Source organism: Deltaproteobacteria bacterium, from assembly GCA_016874775.1.
Taxonomy (GTDB): domain Bacteria; phylum Desulfobacterota; class Binatia; order Bin18; family Bin18; genus VGTJ01.
This window is the reverse complement of the sequence record VGTJ01000025.1, coordinates 15113-36069: the sequence shown is the minus strand read 5'-3', so window position 1 is coordinate 36069 and position 20957 is coordinate 15113. Positions and strand designations below refer to the sequence as shown.

Below are 20957 nucleotides of genomic sequence, written 5' to 3'. Positions count from 1 at the left end.
CATCTACGACGTTTGTCGTTCTGCCATAATCTCCGCATTCGATGCTACCACTCGGTCAGCTTTCAGTTTCTCGATATCAGCAACAGAGTAGCCCAAAAGGTGATGGAGCACTGATTCCGTGTGTTCTCCAAGTAGTGGACCAGGAGCGGCAATGTACCCTGGGGTCACCGAGCATTTTATCGGTGGACCATCAAGAACAACTTCCTCACCTTCAGGAGTTTTGACATGAGCCCAATAGCCACGTGCGCGGAGTTGCGGATCGAGGTCCATGTCCTCAGCATTGGCGACAATACCAGCCGGAACTCCTGCTTGTTGAAGCAGCGTCATGACTTCTTCGGCAGGATGCAGCGTTGCCCAGGCTTCAACATAGCGATCTAAACTTTCTTGATGCAGGATGCGTGAAGGAAGTGTGGCGAATCGTGCATCATGCGTCCACTCGGGGTTTCCCAAGGCGCGACAAAAACTCTGCCACTGCTCTTCCGTAAAAATCGTAATCGCACACCAGCGATCGTCACCAGCACAACGATACACCCCATGCGGCGCGGCGGGTGCTTCCTGAGAGCGATTAGCAAAGGGAGCACTCGCGGTTTTATTGACAAGCATATCGAGCAATGACGGGCCAACTACACTGGAGATAGTCTCAAATTGTGAGAGGTCAACGAATTGGCCTTGTCCGGTGCGTCGGCGATACCACAACGCCATCAACACAGCGAGCGCACCACTATACCCGCCGGACATGTCAGCATACGAATACCCCCATCCAGCAGGTTCTTTGCCTTCATGACGCATGAGCAATGTATAGCCGGACATCCCCTGCAATGTTGGTCCATAGCTGACGTAGTCCTTATGCGGACCAGTATGGCCAAAGCCCGACATGCTGACAGCAATAATGTCCGGCTTTATTTGCTTGAGGCTCTCGTAATCCATGCCCCAGTTGCGCATGACCCGCGCACTGAAGTTGTCGATCACGACATCAGAGACGTTGACCAGTTGCTGAGCGATGTCACGTCCGCGCGGATCGGACATATTGATGACCGTGCTCTGCTTACCACGGAAAAGATTGCCGGTGAATCCACCACGGCGAGAGCCCAGATCAAGCGAATCTCGCCGTTCGATCTTGATGACCTCTGCGCCTTGGTCGGCCAGAATGCGAGTCGCAACCGGCCCCGCGACGACCCAAGTAAAATCAAGAATGCGGATGCCGTCTAAGGCGCGGCGGTTCATCATTTTCCCATCAACCGCGCCGCAATCTCCTGATACCGCGCTGCGGCTTGCGCAATAATCTCCGGCGGCAGATGCGGTGCAGGTGGCTTGCGATTCCAACCTAACGAGATGAGATAGTTGCGAATAATTTGCTTATCGTAACTCTCTTGCGCCGCTCCAGGCTGATAGACATCTGCTCGCCAAAAGCGCGATGAGTCTGGAGTAAACGCTTCATCAATTAACAACACTTTGCCATCGCGCATCCCGAACTCAAACTTGGTGTCTGCCAGGAAGAACCCTTTGGTCTCAGCGTACGCGTGTGCAGCACGATACAAAGCAAGGCTAAGATCACGGACTTGCGCAGCTAACTGTGCACCGACGAGCCGTTCAACTTCAGAGAACGGTATGTTCTCATCATGTGCGCCCGCTTCGGCTTTCGTCGACGGCGTAAAAATGGGTTCAGGAAGTCGCTCACTTTCGCGTAATCCTTTCGGCAACGGAATACTACAGACCGTGCCGCTCGCGCGATATTCTTGCCAGCCAGAGCCAGCCAGATAGCCACGCACGATACACTCGACTGGCAATGGCTGGGCTTTTTTCACCAGCATCGAGCGCCCTTCGAGCATCTCGCGATACGAGCGAAACGGCGCGGGAAAATCCTGCACTTCAGTTGTCACAAGATGGTTAGGAACAATATGCGACAACTGATTGCACCAAAACCGTGAGACCTGCGTCAGTACTCTTCCCTTGTGTGGAATGCCGTCAGGCAAAACCACATCAAACGTAGACACACGATCGGTGGCAACAATGAGGAGGGAATCCTCTAGTTCATAAATATCACGCACTTTGCCGCGACGTGGTGGAGCAAGGCCCTCAATAGCAGTAGACAAAACAACTGACGTACTCATGGATAGCTACTCTCCATTTCTATTTTTGACTTTTTTCGTTCCTTGTACTCACTATTAGTGTAACGCCGTAGACGCAGCCACCCGGGAAGCTGGAGTCGTCTGCGCTGCAATCTCTCGCAGTTCATCACCAGTGATGACTTCTTTCTGCAGCAAGACTTCTGCGGCATCACGAAGAATCTGCTCTTGCGCAGTCAGCAGAGTTGTCACTCGGCTATACTGCTCTTCGATGATCCGTCGCATTTCGGCATCAATAGCTTGGGCTGTGGACTCGCTATAGTCGCCATTACTGGGTGCTGGATTGGTGCGCAAAAAAAGCGGCTGACGTTCCCCATCAAAACTCACTTTTCCGAGCTTCTCGCTCATGCCGTATGCTTTGATCATACTTTTGGCGATCTCTGTGGCTTTAAGCAAATCATCGCGCGCACCCGTAGAAACCTCACGATAAATAATCTCCTCAGCAACACGTCCACCCAAGAGTACGGCAATGCGGTTCTCCAATTCTGATCGCGTCATCAGAAAGCGATCTTCAGTGGGTAATTGCAAGGTGTACCCCAACGCCGCGACTCCACGCGGAATGATCGATATTTTCTGTACCGTATCAGAGCCAGGAATGGCCAGTGCCACCAGCGCATGTCCAACCTCATGATGTGCCACCCGTTCTTTTTCTTTTTTGTTGAGTACACGATTCTTTTTTTCCAAACCAGCGATCACGCGCTCAACTGCTTCTTGCAACTCAGAAAGGCTCACTTTGTCCTTCCCTCGTCGTACGGCCAGCAGCGCCGCTTCGTTGACGATATTCGCTAGATCAGCTCCGGCAAACCCCGGCGTCATTGCGGCAATCACGTCGAGGTCTTCTTCAGAGACCAAGGGTACCTCGCGAGCATGCAACTTGAGAATCGCCAAGCGACCAATTTTATCGGGACGATCAACAAGGACTTGGCGATCAAAGCGACCAGCGCGTAACAGGGCAGGATCAAGAATTTCAGGGCGATTGGTGGCTGCCATGAGGATGACACCGGTACGTGCATCGAACCCGTCCATCTCAACCAGCAGTTGGTTCAATGTCTGTTCACGCTCCTCATGTCCCATTGGACCAACACCCCGCGCTTTGCCTAATGCGTCAAGTTCATCAATGAAGATGATACAAGGCGCTTTCTGTTTCGCTTGCACGAACAGGTCACGGACCCGTGCCGCACCGACGCCAACAAACATTTCGACAAATTCCGAACCACTGATAGAAAAGAATGGAACTGCCGCTTCTCCAGCGACCGCTTTTGCTAGCAGCGTTTTCCCTGTTCCTGGAGGACCGACCAACAAAATACCCTTGGGAATCTTGCCGCCTAAACGGCGGAATTTCTCTGGAGTTTTCAGGAATTCGATAACCTCTTGCAATTCTGTCTTGGCCTCATCCACGCCAGCAACATCACCGAAAGTGACTTTAACATCCTTCTCCATGTAAATTTTGGCTTTGCTCTTGCCAATAGCGAGAAACCCACCTCCCAATCCTTCACGTTGCGCAAAGCGGCGCATGAGGAAGATCCACAAGCCAAAGAACAGGAGTGTCGGCAACACCCACGAAAGCAGGTCGTGAAGGAAGGTATCTTCAATTTCGCCGGAGAACTTGACCTTGTGCGTCGCGAGTTTGTCGGCAAGATTCGGATCTACACGGACAGTAACAAACTGTTTCGGGTGCCCTTCGGGAGCTTCGGTCAGCTTGCCACGGATCGAGTCAGGTCCGATACGGATCTCTTCGATTTTCCCTTGGTCAAGATATGTTTGAAACTGGCTATAGGGAATTTGCTCAACTGGGTTCATATACTGTACCCACAAGCTGTGCAGAATCACTATTCCCCAAATCGCAATAAAGATGTACCAAAGATTAAACTTTGTCTTTTTATCCATAGGCGCGTGTCCCCATACCCAAATATCGCCTGCAAAGTAAACAGGAAAGCCCTATTGTGAACGTCTCCACGGGCTCAAGCAAGGAACCCGCACCCTTCCCTCAGATCACTTCCTCTTGCTCCAGTTCCTTCAGTCGGTCGACGCTGATACCAAGTTCTCCTCGATAAACCTCGGTATTGTGTTCTCCGAGCAAGGGAGGACGACGAGCAATACGCCACGGTGAAACGGTAAAGAAAAACGGGCCGCCAGGGTAACGAATAGTGCGACCTAATTCCGGATGATTGACCTCGGAGAAGAATCCGCGGGCATTGAGCTGTGGATCGTCAACCAGTGCTTCTGGAGGGCGGACCATGGCATAAGGAATGCGACGAAGCTGCGCTCCTTCCATCAGCTCGGCAACACTATAGTTCTTTGCCCAGTCGTCGAGCACATCAAACAGATGTTCAGCATGCTCTTTGCGATAAAACTGATCTTCCCATTGCGGCTCACCTAAGTCCCGCGCCTGGTCGTCAGATTTCACCCATTCAACCAAGGACGTCCAATCGCCCAGCGAGCAGTGCATAATGTAGCCGTCTTTGCACTGAGCGACGCGAAAATATCGGCTCCAATGCAAACTCCCCTGGCGAGTCTGCACTCCTAATCCCTGGTGATAAAATGGTGCGACGTGTTCAACCGCTGCCGCAGCGGCTTCTTGAATACTCACATCTACCCACTGTCCTTCACCGACGGTGTCACGCGCCCAGAGCGCCGACATCGTACCAATAGCCGCAAAGAATGACGCACTGTGATACGCTTGCAAGCCTAACGCCCGGAGCGGCGGATCGTCAGAGAAGCCATTCGTATAAATCATTCCCCCCAATGCCTCGGCAACTGTGTCTGAACTCTTGTAGTCACGGTATGGCCCAGTTTGGCCGAACGGAGAGATTGAAGTCAGCACGAGTTGGGGATTCTGCTGCTTCAGCGTTTCGTAACCCAATCCCCATTTTGCCAGTGTTCCTGGAGCAAAGGACTCAATGACAACATCTACCTTCGCTACAAGTTGTCGAAAGAGGTCTTGCCCAGTGGGGTCTTGCAGATCAAGGGTCACACCTCGTTTGCTGGTGTTGTAAAACCAGTAGAGCAAACTGCGATCACGATGGGGAAGGTTATCGAGGAACGGACCAATGGAACGCATCGCATCACCGCCCGGCGGTTCGATCTTAATGACATCCGCGCCCATATCACCGAACAATTTGGCACACAACGCACCTTTGAGGTCAGTAAGATCAAGCACCCGAAGATCAGCGAGTGCGCGAGGAATTTTCTCAACCATACAATGCACCACCGGGTGTCACTCGACTTCAGACAAGTAAGACTCCTGGTCAAGCTGGTATTTTTCAATCTTGCGATAGAGGCGCTGACGATCGATAGCAAGCAGTCGCGCTGCTTCGTTCTTGTTTCCCTGACTTTTTCGTAATGCCGCACCGATAAGAGACCGCTCCATCTCTTCGAGAGTAGGTAACTCAACGCGATCATGAAACTGGGGGGGCTTCTCCGCAAACCCAGCGATGGGAGCAGGAAGATCGGCAAGCGTAATCTCACTACTCCGCGAGAGCGCAAACATGCGCTCAATCACGTTCTGCAGTTCGCGAATGTTGCCGGGCCATGCGTACGCATTGAGCTTCTCTATTGCTTCTGGAACGATCTTTTTCGGTGCGACTTTATATTCTGTACTGAAGGTATTCACAAAATGTTCGATCAACAACGGAATGTCCTCTCGTCGTTCTCGTAATGGTGGAAGGTGAATGGGGACAACATTGAGACGATAGAACAAGTCTTCGCGAAACATGCCTTTACGAACAGCATCTTCTAAGTCACGGTTACTAGCAGCAATGATGCGAACATCGACCTTTATCGGGCGGCTCGATCCCAGTGGGGTCACTTCTTTTTCTTGGATTGCGCGCAAGAACTTGACTTGCAAAGAAAGCGGAATCTCGGAAATTTCGTCAAGAAAAAGAGTCCCACCATTCGCGGTTTGGAAAACCCCGTTGTGATCGGCGATTGCCCCGGTAAACGCTCCGCGCCGATGACCAAACAGCTGGCTGTCGAGTAACGTCTCAGACATCGCCCCACAGTTAATGGCAACGAATGGACGGTCTGCCCACGGTGCTTGACGATGGATGGTCCGCGCGACCAGCTCTTTACCAGTGCCGCTCTCGCCGGTCACCAACACGGTGCTCTTATTCTCACTCACTGCTGCGATGAGCAAGTAGAGGTTGCGCATCTGCGGGCTTTGACCAATCAACTCACCAAACTTTTTGAAGGCCCGCATCTCACGGCGGAGTTGCTCAACCTCCTCTCGCAAACGTTTCGTCTCTACGAGTTTATCGACCTTGAGTAACAGCTCGTCTGGGTTGCACGGCTTGGTCAGATAGTCCGCAGCCCCGTGCTGCATCGCCTCCACCGCGCTCTCGATGGTACCGTGCCCTGTAAGCACAATGACAGCACAGCCGCGCTCTTTTACATTCATCTCGCGTAGCAGTTGCATGCCATCCATAGATGGCATTTTGAGATCGGTGATCACGACATCGAAGGGATTTTCTCCCAACACACGTAGGGCCTCACGTCCATTCCCCGCCGTTTCAACTACATAGCCTTTCCGTTGCAAGATCTTCGCCTGCGTTTTGGCCATGTTGATCTCATCGTCAACCAGTAGGACCCGCGCGGCCATTATCCACCTCCTCTGGCGACATTAGAGGCGAGCCTCGCTCACCCGCTTCTCTTTCCGACGTTTCTCATTGGCACAGGGACAGGGGAGTTCAATCAAGAACGTGGAACCTTCCCCAACCTTACTACGAACAGTAATGTTCCCGTGGTAGCGCTTCAGTATCGAATGCACGACAGAAAGCCCCAAACCCGTTCCCTGTCCAGGTTCTTTCGTCGTGAAGAAGGGGTCAAAAATCCGATGGACGTGCTCTTCAGCAACCCCGACTCCGGTATCTTGAAAAGCAAGAATCACCCGTTTGTCCGAGTCTCGCTGAGTACGAATCCGCAATTCCCCACCATGCGGCATCGCTTGTACCGCATTCGTAATCAAGTTCAGAAAAACTTGGCGCAACGCGTTTTGATTAGCCGTGCAGTTGCCAATCTTTCCCAATGCCGTGACGACTTTCACGTTGTTGGTTTGGAGATATTTGCCCATGAGCTGTAACGTCTTGCGCAAGAGGTCGTTGAGGTTGACCTCTTCCATTTCGGCGCGACTCTCGTGGGAAAATTCTAACAGGTTCTTGATAATATCTTGGGCTCGCACAATCTCATCTTTGGCAATGCGCAGATCTTCATGCACTTCGGGATTATCGGAGTCGATAATTTCACTCAGGTCATAGAGGGCATTCATAATAATGCCCAACGGATTGCGGAGTTCGTGTGCGATGCCAGCCGCCAATTGACCGATAGCGGCCATTTTTTCTGATTGGATGAGCTGACTCTCCAGTCGTTTCGGTTTTGTCACATCAAGATATATTCCCTGGATAGTTTTCCGATCCCGATGTTCAATACAACCAAAATAGACTGACACAGGAACAACTCCTCCAGCCTGGGTCAACACACGCAGGTTTTCACGGCTCAGGTACCCGTGACTATTGGTCTGTTGACACAGTTGGCGCACTTCCTCTCTTTCATCTTGAGGATGTAACTCCCAGATAGGACGCCCTCTGAGTTCTTCCCGTGAAAATCCGGTTACCTTCTCGGCCTCACGATTCGCATGGAGAATCGTTCCATCATGGCAATTGATACTAAAAATGGGGGCCGGAGAATTATCCACTGCCTTGCGATGGCTCTCCTCTTCGTCACGGAGGGCTTCTTCACGAGCTTCAACGAAGAAGTCAGTGATATGCAACATTCGTTCAGAGAATTCTTGATCTAGCAAGTTGATCAGCTCTACCAAGCGCTTGCGATCTGTTGCGTAGACTTTTCGCAACCGTTCGACGATCAAGTCGCGAATCTTCATCTGACCAGACAAAAAGCGAGACGGGGGTGAATGGGAAATAAATCCATGTCGGGCATGCTCGCGCAGATACACATACGTCTCGATATCACCCGGATTCTCAATGTGCCGCGCCCAACGAAGCAAGGCATCGTATTGATTCTGTTGGGTTTCTGGAATGTGTTCAACCGGAAGAGAAAAAGTCACGGCAATCAACTGCACCCATTCATCGACGACGGCCACAGCATGTCCGCGGATAAACGCCGCAAGTTCGGTCCGTAAAAGACTACGGGTCCGCGAAAAGCGTAACAGCTCGCATCCATCCATATACCGTTCAACGCGGCTCAGATGATCTTCCAGCGATTCTTCAAACAATGGTTGCATATCGTTCCTCTTTCTCTTGTGCCTAGCGTTCGTCCCCAGTTGTGACAATCCCCCTTTTCCTCGACAGAATGACCTCTCTTGCTCTAAGCCCAGGGGTCACTTCATTTTTCGCGCTCTCCTCGATATGGTAGCGAGGGCAGCACCAAAGATTATCCCACCGAGTCAGCACAAACCCTTACGCCACGCGAGACTTTTTGCCCCTACGAGTGTTCAATGGAACAGAAAGAGCAGATTGCCCCACACGAAGATCCGGATGTACAGTTGATGTTGCGTTTCCAGCGGGGTAGTCAGGAAGCGTTTCAGCAACTCTTTCAAAAGTACACACCGTCAGTGGTCAATTTTGCCTTTCATTTTCTCGGCAATCGTGCACGCGCCGAAGAAATTACGCAGGAGGTTTTTTTACAAGTTTATCGCTGGCAACAACGTTATGAACCCAAGGCTAAGTTTTCGACGTGGTTATTCAAGATCGCCCATAACCATTGCTTGAACGAAGTTCGTAAAGGCGAGTATCGTGTCACCGTCGAATCCATTAGCCCCAAAGAAGATAGTGACGGAGATGAACGAGAACGGGAATTACCCGATACTCATCATGATAAAGGCGAAGATGTTCTTGCGGCGAAACAAGCGTCAGCAAGAATCACAAAAATTTTGCGGCGGCTGCCGGAAACCCAGCGGACCGCCTTAACCCTGAGTCGACTTGAGGGTCTGTCGTACCAAGAGGTAGCAGAGGTACTCGGTGTGACGGAGAAAGCGGTCAAAAGCCTCGTCTTTCGTGCGACCCAGAGCCTCAAGGATGGACTCAAAGACATCGTGGATGCTTATGACCTGTGAAGAAATTCGAGAAGAATTAGTCGCCTACTGTGATGGCGAATTACCGGAGGAGGACCGAACACAGATTACTGCGCATCTCAGCACGTGTTCGGCCTGCAGCCGGGAAGTTGCTCAGTTGGCACGGATTAACACATTATTCATCACGCAAGTCGAACGGGTGACACCATCGCCAGAGTTTACCGCCACGTTCTGGCAGCGACTTGAACAAGAAAAACGCCCGGCTCCGGTGCAGGAAGGTCGTCTCGTGCGATGGTGGCGTGAATGGCGTGAGTCAATGAGCGGATGGCAACTCGCCCCGGCCTTGGCTGGTGCAGCAAGCATCCTCATTTTCTTCGGCTATATCGTGTCTGATCGTGGCTCGGAGACAACCAAACCAACGACTGGAACTCAGTCGCAACCAGGACAGACACGACCAATCCTCACACCAGTCCCACCAGGACAATCAACTGATGTCCCTGCACTGGTGCAAGAGAAACTCGAGTTGTTCGTGAATTATCGCGTCATCGCTGATTTAGAGAAGCTGTCGCGCTTTGATGAAATCGCCGCGGTTCAACTTCCTGAGGACCCACCCATGAGTATTGCTGAAAGTGACATTCCTAAGGATGTATTGGACAATCCTGGTTTTTTCGCTAACTATCCGGTGTTGCAGAAGATGGAGGAGTTGAAAAATCTCGAGACCGTGCTCGATGCGCCCCCGGATGGAGATGAAAAACACCGTGGGTAAGATAGGGAGGAACATGCAGTGAGATCCATGCTGGTGAAATTATCGCTGACTGCCGTCCTCGCAGGTGGAATGTTTGCGCTGTGGCCACTCAAGCCGCTAACGCAAGCCCAGAACCTCCCCTCCGTGCATTTCATTGGGCAGGACTGGTATGAACTGTCACCACAAGAACAGTCGCGAGCGCTAGATAACTACCGCCGCTTTCAGAAGCTCCCCCCAGAGCGGAAACGAGCATTGGAAGATCGCTATCATCAATGGCAGCAACTGCCCAGTGAAGAACGAGATCGACTGCGCCGGAATTACCGACGTTATCGCGACATGAACTCTGACCAGAAAGAAGACTTTTCACGTCGCTATAAGCACTGGCGTTCTCAACCACACGAGTAGGACGTACCCCACGGTCCATCTCTGTAACCCTCTGCAAAGTAGGGGCGTCGCATGCGACGCCCCTACGAAAGACGAACCTGTTGGCGAACAATCCTACAAAGACATGCGGCATCGCTCCGAGCATTGTCACGAACATGTCATTCTGCACGAAGTGAAGAATCTCTCATACTGAAAGGGAGTGGAATGAGGAGAGATTCTTCGTCGCGACACTCCTCAGAATGACAAAGACCGGCAGCTTTTTTCCCCATCCGTAACCCAGAGCAACTTTTCCGCTTGGGTCGTGTTTTTCTCACTACTTCTCGCTACACGAGAACCCGTCGCGAGAAGGGAGGAGAAAAGAACACGATGAAACGTTCAGATACTGTGCGAACTGTCTCCGGACTGACCCTCGGTTTCATGCTGACCTCGTCGGTTCCAGTCTTTGCGCAGAGTTACGACTATGAGCGGGGAACTTCGCGCACCTCCGATCGTTATCAAGATCGAGACTATGATCGTTACGATCGGGAGGAGCGTGAAGAACAACCATCGTATCGTACGCCTGAACCTCGAACGCAGTCACCGTACAGCTCGCGCTCCCCAAACGCTTACGGCACGCCTTTTGGCATGAGTAAATCGACGATGGGAGCTATCACTGGTGCTGTTCTTGGTGCGGGAAGTGGTGCCATTATCGGCAGTCATAAAGGCAGAGCTGGTCGTGGCGCCCTCATTGGCGGCGGCCTTGGCGCTCTCGGTGGATATGTGGCGGGACGACAGGTTGAGGGACAAGACGCTACGCTCGACGAACACGATCAGGTGCTCGAAAACCAGCGGCAGGAAATTGCCCGCAACCGACAGTTGATCGAAGAACTGAAACGCAAACGCTTAGACGCCCGCGAGACTGAGCGGGGCGTCGTCGTCAACCTTCCTGACGTGCTATTTGAATATAAAAAAGCGAATCTCACAAATAGTGCACAAGATAAAGTTGCCTACATCGCCAACGTGCTGAAGAAACGTGCAAACAACCGCCGTGTATCGATCGAAGGACATGCTGATGCGATTGGTAGTGAGCCCTTCAATATGACGCTTTCTCAGAATCGCGCTCAGACTGTCGCGCACGAACTCGCGTATAACGGTGTCGCTGACAGCAAGCTCTCCGCACGTGGCTATGGCGAGAAGTACCCGGTTGCTCCGAATACTAACGCTGACGGCTCTGACAACCCCAGCGGACGCGCCAAGAACCGACGTGTGGAAGTTGTCATCGAAAACTAACGCAGACACAACAGCAGACTGATTCAGATAAGAACCGTCTCTCATAGAAAGAGGAGGATACGTCCATGAAACGATTGATTAGCGTACTTAGCCTTGCTGCCTTACTTGGTGGCTGTTCGGCTCCAATGACCCAGCGCGAGCGGTCAACCCTTACCGGTGGTGTCTTGGGTGCGGGAACCGGAGCTATCATTGGGAGTGCGCTCGGACGTCCGGGACGAGGCGCGTTAATCGGTGGTGGACTTGGAGCGCTTGGTGGTGCTGCCCTTGGTGACCAAATGGAAGGACAATATCAACGACAAGAAGCGCAAACACGCGAAGCAGAAGAGCAACGGCGCGAACTTGAGCGACAACGGCGCGAAATTGATGACCTGCGCAGAAATCGGTCGTATGATGACGATTATGATTCGCGCAGTTACGACCGATGTTCCCGTAGTTATGATCGTGACTATGACCGTTACTAACCTCTGCTAAGGGTTTTCCCTCCCTTCTACTTGCTTACACAGGGGCGTTCTAACAAACGCCCCTTTTTTTGCTCTTTATTCTCGCCGAGCGGGTCGATATGATGAGGCCTATGGCAAAATTAGTTACTACACCCTCTTCTTCTACAAGCGCCAAGGATCTGCTCTTACTCATGCGAGAGCGTATTCTTTTGTTTGATGGTGCGATGGGAACCTCCATCTTCGCGAAACATCTTACGGCTGATGACTTCGGCGGCCCGCAATACGAGAATTGTAATGAATATCTCGCTATCACGCGCCCACATATTATTGCCAACATTCACGAAAGCTTTCTCCAAGCTGGTTCTGACATCGTCGAGACCGATACGTTTGGGGCAACACGAATTGTCCTTGCCGAATTTGGCCTTCAAGACAGAGCGTTGGAAATTAACCAGGCAGCCGCTCGCCTTGCCAAAGAGGTGGCTCAACGCTACAGCACCCCAGCGAAGCCGCGCTTTGTTTGTGGATCGATGGGTCCTACCACCAAGCCAATTTCGGTGATCGGTGGTGCAACCTTTGACCAAATGCGCGAGGCTTACGCTGAGCAGGCCGAAGGGCTACTGCTTGGCGGCGCTGATTTATTAATCCTTGAAACTGCGCAGGACACCTTAAACCTGAAAGCTGGAATCATTGGCGTTCACGAGGCTTTCCACAAAACTGGTATCAGTGCGCCGTTAATTATCTCTGGCACGATCGAGACCATGGGGACAATGCTCGCAGGGCAAGGGATCGAAGCTCTCTACGTCTCGTTAGCGCACAACGATTTGCTCGCCTTTGGGCTCAACTGCGCGACTGGTCCAGATTTCATGACCGACCATATTCGCACCTTGTCACAGATTTCACGCTTCCCGGTGTTGTGTATGCCGAATGCTGGTCTGCCAGACGAGGAAGGTCGCTACAACGAAAGTCCGGAAATGATCGCGGCAAAGCTGGAGCGCTTTGTTGATCAAGGTTGGATCAACACGCTTGGTGGTTGCTGTGGCACTACGCCGGAGCATTTGCGTTTGCTCGCGCAGATGCTCGACGGCAAGAAGCCACGCATGACTCAAGCGCCTCGCCGCAGTGTGGTGACAGGCTTAGAGCCGCTCACGATTGAAGAAGACAAGCGACCAGTGCTGGTCGGTGAACGCACCAACGTCATCGGCTCACGCAAATTCAAAGAACTGATCATTGCTGGTGCTTTTGAAGAAGGCACGGAAATTGGTCGACGCCAGGTCCGCGGTGGTGCTCAAGTTGTCGATGTCTGCTTGGCTGATCCTGACCGTGACGAACTCGCTGACATGACCAAGTTTCTCGATCTGTTGGTGAAGAAGATCAAAGTGCCGCTGATGATCGACTCCACCGATGCTCGTGTGATCGAAGAGTCATTGAAACGCTCGCAGGGCAAAGCGATTATCAACTCGATTAACCTCGAAGATGGTGAAGAGCGATTTGAAAAAGTCGTGCCGTTGATTAGAAAGTACGGCGCTGCAGTCGTTGTCGGCTGTATTGATGAAGACCCTGTCCAAGGTATGGCCGTCACGCGCAAGCGTAAACTTGAAGTCGCGAAACGCAGCTACGACTTATTGACACGCAAATATGGTGTTCCCGCAGAAGACCTGATTTTTGATCCGTTGGTATTTCCGCTTGGCACCGGTGACCAGAACTACATTGGTGCTGGTGAAGAAACCATTGAAGGCGTTCGTTTGATTAAAGAGACCTTCCCGGAATGTAAAACCATTCTCGGTATTAGTAACGTCTCCTTCGGCTTGCCTCCGGCTGGACGTGAAGTGCTGAACTCGGTGTTCTTGTACCACTGCGTCAAAGCTGGCCTCGACATGGCAATCGTCAACAGCGAGAAGCTCGAACGCTACGCTTCGATTCCTGAAGAGGAACGCCATCTCTCTGAAGACCTGATCTACTGGCGCGGCAATGATCCAGTTGCTGCATTCGCGGCTCATTTTCGCCAGAAGAACACCAAGGCAAAAACCGATACGCGCAAAGACCTGCCGCTTGATGAGCGCTTAGCACGCTGTATTATCGAAGGGTCAAAGGAAGGCTTAGTTGATGATCTCAACGAAGCCCTACAAGCGCGCAGACCTCTCGAAATCATCAATGGCCCGCTCATGGCCGGGATGGATGAAGTCGGACGTCTGTTTAATAGCAACGAGTTAATCGTTGCCGAAGTGCTGCAGAGTGCCGAAGCCATGAAAGCCGCCGTCGGACATCTCGAACAGTTCATGGAGAAAACCGACGATGCCCTCAAAGGTTCGGTCCTCCTTGCTACTGTCAAAGGAGATGTCCACGACATCGGGAAGAATCTGGTCGAAATTATTCTTGGCAACAACGGCTATAAGGTCATCAACCTCGGTATCAAAGTGCCACCGGAAACGCTGATTGAGGCCTACCGAACCCATAAACCCGACATGATCGGCTTGTCTGGACTGCTGGTAAAATCTGCCCAGCAGATGGTCGTCACGGCACAAGACTTGAAGACTGCAGGAGTCAGTTGCCCGATCCTGGTTGGTGGAGCTGCACTCACTGCGCGTTTTACTGCCACCAAGATCGCCCCGGAATATGAGGGGTTGGTTTGCTATGCCAACGATGCCATGAACGGTCTCGACCTGGCTAATCAGATCGTGGTCCCTGAGAAACGCACGGCACTGAATAACAGGATTCTCACCGATCGCCAACGCCTCAGCGAACAGATACAAAAGCCCGCGGAAAACCCAGTGGTCGTAGAAGTAGTCGCACCACGAGCGTCTTCAATCACGCATGAACATGAGATCCCTCTTCCACCGGATTTACGCTCGCACGTGCTCGATAACTACGACCTGGAAGATGTGTTTGCCTACATCAATCCGACGATGTTGTATGGCAAGCACTTGGGGCTCAAAGGCAACTTAGAAACGCTACTCGAACAAGGCGACAAAAAAGCTCGCGAGTTGGATCGGCTTGTGCGCGGGTTAGAAGATGAGATTCTCGCCAAAAAACTCCTGCGCGCACGTGGTGTCTATAAATTCTTCCCGGCCAATTCCAATGGTGACCAGATCCTGATTTACAACTCAACCGGGACTGAGGTTATCGAAGTGTTCCATTTCCCACGCCAAGCGCATGGAGAAGGATTGTGCTTGAGCGATTTCGTCGCACCACAAAGTTCAGGGAAGCGTGACTACGTCGCGCTGTTCACTGTCACGTGCGGCCACGGTGTACGGGAGTTAGCGGAGCAGTATAAACAAGACGGGCAGTATCCAAAGTCCCATACCCTACAAGCAATTGCTATCGAAGGAGCTGAAGCCTTCGCTGAATTACTGCATCGGCGGCTGCGAGAAATGTGGGGATTTCCCGATGCGGCTGAACTAACCATGCGCGAGCGCTTCAAAGCTCGCTATCGTGGCGTCCGTGTCAGCTTTGGTTATCCAGCCTGCCCGCGACTAGAAGATCAAACCAAGCTCTTCAAGCTTTTGCAGGCGACAGAAACAATTGGTGTGGATCTCACTGAAGGTTTCATGATGGAACCTGAGGCATCAGTCTCTGCGCTAGTCTTCCATCACCCACAAGCAAAATACTTCAGTATCCTGGAAGAAGAGTTGACGGCCTTTGAGCGACAGTTGGCGGGATAATTCGAAAGACTGAGAGAACGGGCGAAAGGGAGACCCGGCGACCACCCCACCGGGTCTTCATCGCCCATTCACCCATTCTCCCGTTCTCCCATTCTTTTTCTCTCCTACAGGTCGTACCCCACCTCTCCATGCTCAGCTAAATCAAGTCCAGAGAATTCGTCTTCTTCATGTACACGGAGTCCCACGAGCACATCAACGATTTTCAAAATGATGAACGATGCCACTATGCTGTACACCGCAGTAAAAACCGCAGCATAAATTTGCACCCCGAGTTGCGAGGCAATGTTCAAATCTTGGACCGCACCGCCGAATGTTGACGACGCAAAAATGCCCACGAGAATCGTTCCGACCAAACCCCCAACACCGTGAACACCGACCACATCAAGTGCATCGTCGTACCCGAGCTGACGCTTCAGCACTGCAACCGCAAAATAGGCAAGGAGACTTGAGACTGCGCCAATAACCATCGCTCCAGCAGGACCAACATTGCCGGATGCGGGGGTAATCGCTGCCAAACCGGCAATTGCTCCGGTTGCCAATCCAAGAGCGCTGGGTTTGCCGATTTTTATCCATTCGATCGCACTCCACACAATCGCGGCAACGCACGGAGAAATCTGCGTTACCACTACCGCCATGCTGGCTTGACCATTCGCTGCCAACGCACTGCCACCGTTGAAGCCAAACCACCCAACCCACAACATGCCAGTGCCGGTTAATGCCATCGTCAAATTGTGCGGTGGCATCGGGGTCTCTGGATAGCCGTGACGTTTTCCCACCAGAATCGCGGCGACTAATGCGGATGCACCAGCAGTGATATGCACGACAATGCCACCGGCAAAGTCGAACACTCCCATGTCGCCGAAGTACGAACCAGCACCAGACCACACCATATGGCAAATCGGCAGATAAACGATTGTCACCCACAATGCAGAGAACAGCAGGATCGCAGCGAACTTCATTCGCTCGGCAAACGCGCCGATGATCAAGCCAGGAGTGATAATGGCAAATGTCGCCTGAAAGATAAAGAACAACACTTCCGGAATCGAGCCCCGCAAGGTGTTGGGAGTAATGCCAGCCAGAAATGTTTTTCCCATACTCCCAATAAAAGCATGCAACCCTTTCTCACCAGCCTGCATCCCGGTGGTATCGAAGGCCAAACTATAACCGTAGAAAGTCCAAATCACCGTCACAATTGCGGTCAACGCAAAACATTGCATATAGAGGGACAGAACATTCCGCTTACGAACGAGACCAGCGTAGAACATCGCTAACCCTGGAATCATCATAAACAGCACCAAAGCTGTGGAGATGAGCACCCATGCGGTATCTCCTGTATTCAACACGTCTTCCGCAAAAGCCGTTGTCGGTATCCGGTAAGGACAATCAATGCTCCGACAATCCGGGCGAATTGTCGTAACTCGCCGGTATGTTTTCCCTCCATAGTGGTTCCCCTCCTGGCAAAAGTCTGCCGACGCGATAGCAATCGCTCACCAAAAAAGCAAGGTTGGTCATCGCCTGAGGGTGAGAAACACCGGTTCTCCGGCTTTTCTGCATGATCCGGTTCAGCGAGTAAACACTCGGTTCATATCCTTGAAGGACTTAAACTCAAGCGCGTTGCCGCTGGGATCTGTGATGAACATCGTCGCCTGTTCACCGACTTCGCCTTTGAAGCGAATATGGGGAGTAATGACAAAATCAGCGTTTTGGCGTTGCAGGCGATCAGCCAGTGCCTGCCAGGTGTCCCACTCTAGGATCACACCGAAATGCCGGACTGGCACGTCGTCGCCATCTACCATATTGGCGGCTGTCGATTCATTTGCACTCTCTGTGAGGTGTGCAGTAATTTGATGGTCGAAAAAGTCAAAATCGATCCATACGTCGCTTTCACGCCCGACCCGACACCCGAGCAGGTCGACATAAAACTGGCGTGCGGATTGTAAGTCCGTGACGGGAAACGCGAGGTGAAAACGATGTCGCATAGTCCTTCTTTCCCTTGGTTACGCTTCACGGGGCGCAATCACTGCTCGCAATGATGCATACGGTTCACCGCCGTTGTCTTCAACCTCGAACCACCACACGGCACCTTTTTTGACGTCCCACTCTGCACCCTCGCCAGTCAAGAGAAATGCTGCGACTTGACCGAGTGTCGGCTGGTGACCAACGACAATCACTGTTCCTTCCGCGTTGGGGCAACCTGCTACGCGCAAGAGTCGCTGCACCGATGTACTTAAGCCCACTTCACTACTGGTTTCGAACTTACTTGTGAGCGCATTTGCAGTTTGCTGGGTGCGTACCGCAGGGCTCACGAGGATTCGTACTGGCGACTCAATCCGGTCTTTGAGCCAAGCAGCAACTTTTTGCGCTTGTTTTTCGCCTTTTGCAGTCAGCTTTCGTGCAGTATCAGGCACACCATCTTCAGCTTCGGCGTGTCGCCAGAGAATCAGGTCCATTCCATTCCCCTCTTTCTGCGATCCTTCACCTAAAGAGTTACCAGAAAATCTTTTGCTCGACAAAATTCGACCACACACGTTCCAGGTCCTTGAGCTGCGCTTGACTCTTGCCGCCAGTCCACCCGAGCACAAGACTCTGCGCTTGCGACTGTGGGAATTCTTCAATCGTCTTGACAACCTCGCTCAACAATAATCTTGCAGTTGCTGCATCATTCAATGATCCCAGGATCTCTTGCACTTCGGCTAAAGTTTCAAGGTAGCGTCGCAGGTGCTTCTGCTTTTGTGGATACAGAGAAGCAAAGAATTCGGCGGCATAGCGGAGTTTTTTCGCGACTATTCTCACCTGATGCTGCTCTTCTGGAGAACTCGTCGTCACATCTTTCCCCTTTTTTTTGAGACGCCGACGCCATTTTTTCAGAACTCGTGTAGCAAACGAGGAAATCTTTTCTTCGCCCTCCCCGCCATCAGGCGTATCGGTGTCCCGCCACGATTGTAAAGACAACCACGCACCAAGGTTCAGGAGTAAGCGTTGATAGCGACTTGACGTTATTGCCTCTCGCGCCCGCTGGGTCTGCTGCTGACGAAGCCCTTCGCTCTTCATTTTCAATGAGACTAATTCTTGGTGATCAGGAAATGCCGCAAGAATGGGTGGTAACGTATCAAGCGTAAATACATCCCAGTTCCGCACTGCATCGAATTCGCCAGTCAACCAGCGTAACTCTGCTCGGATCGATTCACTTTTTTCGCGCGGGACGAGGGCAGAAAACACGCTCAAGGCTGAACGTATGCGACGCAATGCCACCCGCATCTGATGAACAAACTCTGGGTCTTCTTCTCGCAATACGCCCTCTTCATTCGCTTGCAAGTGCATCAATTCGCTTCGCAAAATATCAACAAGCGCAGCACTCACCGGAAGATCCGGAGGCAATTCAATCGCTCGCGCTTTCACCGGGACCAGCGCGACAGGAACGAGCAGCCGATACCCACGTTCTGCTTTACTAATGTTCTCCAACTTCAGGGCAAGCGTTTCTTGCAACGCCAGCGCAAGCTCAAAAAGTCGAGCCGCATTGCCCGCCTTCAGTTCTAATTCAACTTCACAGAGCGGTACCTGTTTCCCTTCAGCGCGAATCTCGCCTTGGTCAAGAGACAGTTCGATAACCTCACCATTGGCAAACTCCAAGAGAGAACTCGTCCGCACGAACTCAGTCACAAAGACAGGGCGCAGGGTGTTACGGATTTTCTCAGCAAGAAAAAACTCACGAACCGTTGGCGCACTGATAGCAGCAAGGTCGGGGGTGCCTTCAACGGTTTCGTTTTCCCACTCTGGTCGCTCATGTAACCCACCAGCGACCTTGCCTTCTGTCTTCACCGTCTGTATCCAGCGACCATCAACGTGACGCAAACGTAGGGCGATACGATGCCTCTTCAAATCAAGGTCAGGTGTGTCGTAGTAGACACTGAGGAGTTGTTGAGGTGGCAATTCGCGACGAGCGACCGTCTCAAATACGGGGTGATGAAACAGCCGCTCGCTCTCGTCTGGAGGGACCAGCAGTTTGAGTTCAACTTCGTTAGCCATTGTCGCTAGATCACTCCGCGTTGTCGGAGTTCTTTCACCCGCTCCTCTTCAAAGAGCACGGCGGATTGCGTGAGTTGCGTAATGTGTCCTTCGTCATAGTTGAGGTAACGTTTCAGCACCTCGGCATTGTGTTGACCAAGAAACGGGGCTGGCCCTTGGATGTGACGCGGTGCTTCGGACATCGCAAAAGGTGTATTGACGATTGGCATCGTTCCATACACCGGATGTTCGATCTGCGTGACCATCCCACGCGCAAGTGTCTGTGGGTGACTGAGCGCACCACCGAGATCAAGTATAGGAGCGCAAGGAACGCGTTGCTCTGCCAGCGCATTTAGTGCCGCTTCATTATTGGGAAACGATTGTAACCAATCTTCGATGATCTTCGCTAGCTCCACTTTATTCTCCAGTCGCTTGGCGTTGGTCGCAAATTTTGCATTGGTGAGTAAATCTTCGCGTCCGATCGCTTTGGCGAATTGTGGCCATTGATGTTCAATCGCTTGCAGAACGACGTACCCGTCATTTCCCTTGAAAACACCAAGCGGAGCAACTGCGTAATGATACGCGCCAAAGCGTTTCGGATTAAATGCGCCATGAGAAAGTGCGTAATAGGGAAGGTTGCATAAGTCGAGATAGAGCAGCGAATCGACCTGCGCGATATCGATGTATTGTCCTTTGCCGGTGCGGTCGCGATAGAACAGCGACGCACAAATCGCTAGCGCAGTATGTACGCCAGCGTTGGGATCACCGATGCCATTCCCCACATATTGTGGCGGGCCATCGGGTTCGCCAGTCATGTGCATCACTCCACTCATGGCCTGACCAATAATATCAAAGCTGGTGCGATCAGCCCACGGACCAGTCTGGCCAAATCCTGAAATCGACGCCATGATGATTTTTGGATTGATCGCTTTGAGCGCAGCGTACTCCAGGCCAAGCTTCTTCATCACTCCTGGTGCAAAATTTTCGACCACAACGTCGAACGTCGCAACCAGGTCTTTGGCAATTTGCAGGCCTTCCGGTTTCTTCAAGTCCACACAGAGACTCTTCTTACCAGCGCAGGTATACAAGAACATCGCGCTCAGGTTCTCTTTGACATGAAACATGCTACGTGCAACATCACCATTTGGCGCAGACTCGATCTTCACCACTTCTGCTCCCAGGTCAGCAAGGATGCGGGTGCACGTCGGCCCAGCCAGAACATGGGTAAAATCTAACACCTTGATCCCAGCGAGTAACGAATCGCGTGGCTGTTCATCGCTCATGAGATTGGTCCTCCTGCCTGCT

The 20957-nt window shown here is 52.1% G+C and carries 17 protein-coding genes; 6 read left to right on the top strand and 11 right to left on the bottom strand.

Annotated features, from left to right (window positions below; genetic code table 11):
* Nucleotides 1-3: 3 nt before the first annotated feature.
* The 6 genes from FJ147_06365 to FJ147_06340 all read right to left on the bottom strand — a co-directional run bounded on the left by FJ147_06365 (nt 4) and on the right by FJ147_06340 (nt 8361).
* Nucleotides 4-1227: a CoA transferase gene (locus FJ147_06365; GenBank protein ID MBM4255507.1), complete on the bottom strand. Its 1224-nt coding sequence runs from the start codon at nt 1225-1227 to the stop codon at nt 4-6.
* The gene (locus FJ147_06360) at nt 1224-2111 is read right to left on the bottom strand and encodes a phosphoribosylaminoimidazolesuccinocarboxamide synthase (protein ID MBM4255506.1); all 888 of its coding nucleotides are present in this window, start codon (nt 2109-2111) and stop codon (nt 1224-1226) included. The genes FJ147_06365 and FJ147_06360 overlap by 4 nt, the downstream gene beginning before the upstream one ends.
* A gap of 54 nt (nt 2112-2165) precedes the next feature.
* Entirely contained in the window at nt 2166-4013 is a 1848-nt protein-coding gene (hflB, locus tag FJ147_06355) for an ATP-dependent zinc metalloprotease FtsH (protein ID MBM4255505.1), read from the bottom strand.
* Nucleotides 4014-4113: 100 nt separating this feature from the next.
* Nucleotides 4114-5325, bottom strand: coding sequence for a CoA transferase (locus FJ147_06350; protein ID MBM4255504.1), 1212 nt, complete (start codon nt 5323-5325; stop codon nt 4114-4116).
* 18 nt (nt 5326-5343) lie between these two features.
* Entirely contained in the window at nt 5344-6723 is a 1380-nt protein-coding gene (locus FJ147_06345) for a sigma-54-dependent Fis family transcriptional regulator (protein ID MBM4255503.1), read from the bottom strand.
* Nucleotides 6724-6744: 21 nt separating this feature from the next.
* On the bottom strand, nt 6745-8361 hold the full coding sequence (locus tag FJ147_06340) for a PAS domain S-box protein (GenBank protein ID MBM4255502.1): 1617 nt from the start codon (nt 8359-8361) through the stop codon (nt 6745-6747).
* Between the two features lie 213 nt (nt 8362-8574).
* Here FJ147_06340 and FJ147_06335 point away from each other — a divergent pair, with 213 nt between their 5' ends.
* The 6 genes from FJ147_06335 (at nt 8575) to metH (ending at nt 15647) form a co-directional block, all read left to right on the top strand.
* Nucleotides 8575-9192 carry an RNA polymerase sigma factor gene (locus FJ147_06335; GenBank protein MBM4255501.1) on the top strand — a complete coding sequence of 206 codons (618 nt, stop codon included), beginning with the start codon at nt 8575-8577 and terminating at the stop codon, nt 9190-9192.
* Nucleotides 9155-9916: a hypothetical protein gene (locus FJ147_06330; GenBank protein ID MBM4255500.1), complete on the top strand. Its 762-nt coding sequence runs from the start codon at nt 9155-9157 to the stop codon at nt 9914-9916. Before FJ147_06335 ends, FJ147_06330 begins: the two co-directional genes overlap by 38 nt.
* Before the next feature lie 27 nt (nt 9917-9943).
* Nucleotides 9944-10300 carry a DUF3106 domain-containing protein gene (locus FJ147_06325; protein MBM4255499.1) on the top strand — a complete coding sequence of 119 codons (357 nt, stop codon included), beginning with the start codon at nt 9944-9946 and terminating at the stop codon, nt 10298-10300.
* A gap of 345 nt (nt 10301-10645) precedes the next feature.
* The gene (locus tag FJ147_06320; protein ID MBM4255498.1) at nt 10646-11548 is read left to right on the top strand and encodes a hypothetical protein; all 903 of its coding nucleotides are present in this window, start codon (nt 10646-10648) and stop codon (nt 11546-11548) included.
* Nucleotides 11549-11613: 65 nt separating this feature from the next.
* A complete protein-coding gene (locus FJ147_06315; GenBank protein MBM4255497.1) occupies nt 11614-12009 on the top strand; it encodes a glycine zipper 2TM domain-containing protein in 396 nt (131 codons plus the stop codon).
* Between the two features lie 110 nt (nt 12010-12119).
* Nucleotides 12120-15647, top strand: coding sequence for a methionine synthase (metH, locus tag FJ147_06310; protein ID MBM4255496.1), 3528 nt, complete (start codon nt 12120-12122; stop codon nt 15645-15647).
* Between the two features lie 104 nt (nt 15648-15751).
* Here the strand turns inward: metH and FJ147_06305 are convergent, their stop codons facing one another.
* The 5 genes from FJ147_06305 to FJ147_06285 all read right to left on the bottom strand — a co-directional run bounded on the left by FJ147_06305 (nt 15752) and on the right by FJ147_06285 (nt 20935).
* Nucleotides 15752-16933 carry an ammonium transporter gene (locus tag FJ147_06305; GenBank protein ID MBM4255495.1) on the bottom strand — a complete coding sequence of 394 codons (1182 nt, stop codon included), beginning with the start codon at nt 16931-16933 and terminating at the stop codon, nt 15752-15754.
* 276 nt (nt 16934-17209) lie between these two features.
* Entirely contained in the window at nt 17210-17626 is a 417-nt protein-coding gene (locus tag FJ147_06300; protein ID MBM4255494.1) for a glyoxalase, read from the bottom strand.
* Nucleotides 17627-17644: 18 nt separating this feature from the next.
* A complete protein-coding gene (locus tag FJ147_06295; protein ID MBM4255493.1) occupies nt 17645-18097 on the bottom strand; it encodes a histidine phosphatase family protein in 453 nt (150 codons plus the stop codon).
* Between the two features lie 37 nt (nt 18098-18134).
* Entirely contained in the window at nt 18135-19673 is a 1539-nt protein-coding gene (locus FJ147_06290; GenBank protein MBM4255492.1) for an inorganic triphosphatase, read from the bottom strand.
* 5 nt (nt 19674-19678) lie between these two features.
* The gene (locus tag FJ147_06285) at nt 19679-20935 is read right to left on the bottom strand and encodes a CoA transferase (GenBank protein ID MBM4255491.1); all 1257 of its coding nucleotides are present in this window, start codon (nt 20933-20935) and stop codon (nt 19679-19681) included.
* Between the last annotated feature and the right edge of the window lie 22 nt (nt 20936-20957).

Coding starts and splice junctions, on each gene's coding strand:
- FJ147_06325 (MBM4255499.1), top strand. CDS start 9,944: ATGCTGGTGAAATTATCGCTGACTGCCGTCCTCGCAGGTGGAATGTTT.
- metH (MBM4255496.1), top strand. CDS start 12,120: ATGGCAAAATTAGTTACTACACCCTCTTCTTCTACAAGCGCCAAGGAT.
- FJ147_06295 (MBM4255493.1), bottom strand. CDS start 18,097: ATGGACCTGATTCTCTGGCGACACGCCGAAGCTGAAGATGGTGTGCCT.
- FJ147_06340 (MBM4255502.1), bottom strand. CDS start 8,361: ATGCAACCATTGTTTGAAGAATCGCTGGAAGATCATCTGAGCCGCGTT.
- FJ147_06345 (MBM4255503.1), bottom strand. CDS start 6,723: ATGGCCGCGCGGGTCCTACTGGTTGACGATGAGATCAACATGGCCAAA.
- FJ147_06315 (MBM4255497.1), top strand. CDS start 11,614: ATGAAACGATTGATTAGCGTACTTAGCCTTGCTGCCTTACTTGGTGGC.
- FJ147_06360 (MBM4255506.1), bottom strand. CDS start 2,111: ATGAGTACGTCAGTTGTTTTGTCTACTGCTATTGAGGGCCTTGCTCCA.
- hflB (MBM4255505.1), bottom strand. CDS start 4,013: ATGGATAAAAAGACAAAGTTTAATCTTTGGTACATCTTTATTGCGATT.
- FJ147_06330 (MBM4255500.1), top strand. CDS start 9,155: ATGGACTCAAAGACATCGTGGATGCTTATGACCTGTGAAGAAATTCGA.
- FJ147_06305 (MBM4255495.1), bottom strand. CDS start 16,933: ATGATGATTCCAGGGTTAGCGATGTTCTACGCTGGTCTCGTTCGTAAG.
- FJ147_06285 (MBM4255491.1), bottom strand. CDS start 20,935: ATGAGCGATGAACAGCCACGCGATTCGTTACTCGCTGGGATCAAGGTG.
- FJ147_06290 (MBM4255492.1), bottom strand. CDS start 19,673: ATGGCTAACGAAGTTGAACTCAAACTGCTGGTCCCTCCAGACGAGAGC.
- FJ147_06350 (MBM4255504.1), bottom strand. CDS start 5,325: ATGGTTGAGAAAATTCCTCGCGCACTCGCTGATCTTCGGGTGCTTGAT.
- FJ147_06320 (MBM4255498.1), top strand. CDS start 10,646: ATGAAACGTTCAGATACTGTGCGAACTGTCTCCGGACTGACCCTCGGT.
- FJ147_06300 (MBM4255494.1), bottom strand. CDS start 17,626: ATGCGACATCGTTTTCACCTCGCGTTTCCCGTCACGGACTTACAATCC.
- FJ147_06335 (MBM4255501.1), top strand. CDS start 8,575: ATGGAACAGAAAGAGCAGATTGCCCCACACGAAGATCCGGATGTACAG.
- FJ147_06365 (MBM4255507.1), bottom strand. CDS start 1,227: ATGATGAACCGCCGCGCCTTAGACGGCATCCGCATTCTTGATTTTACT.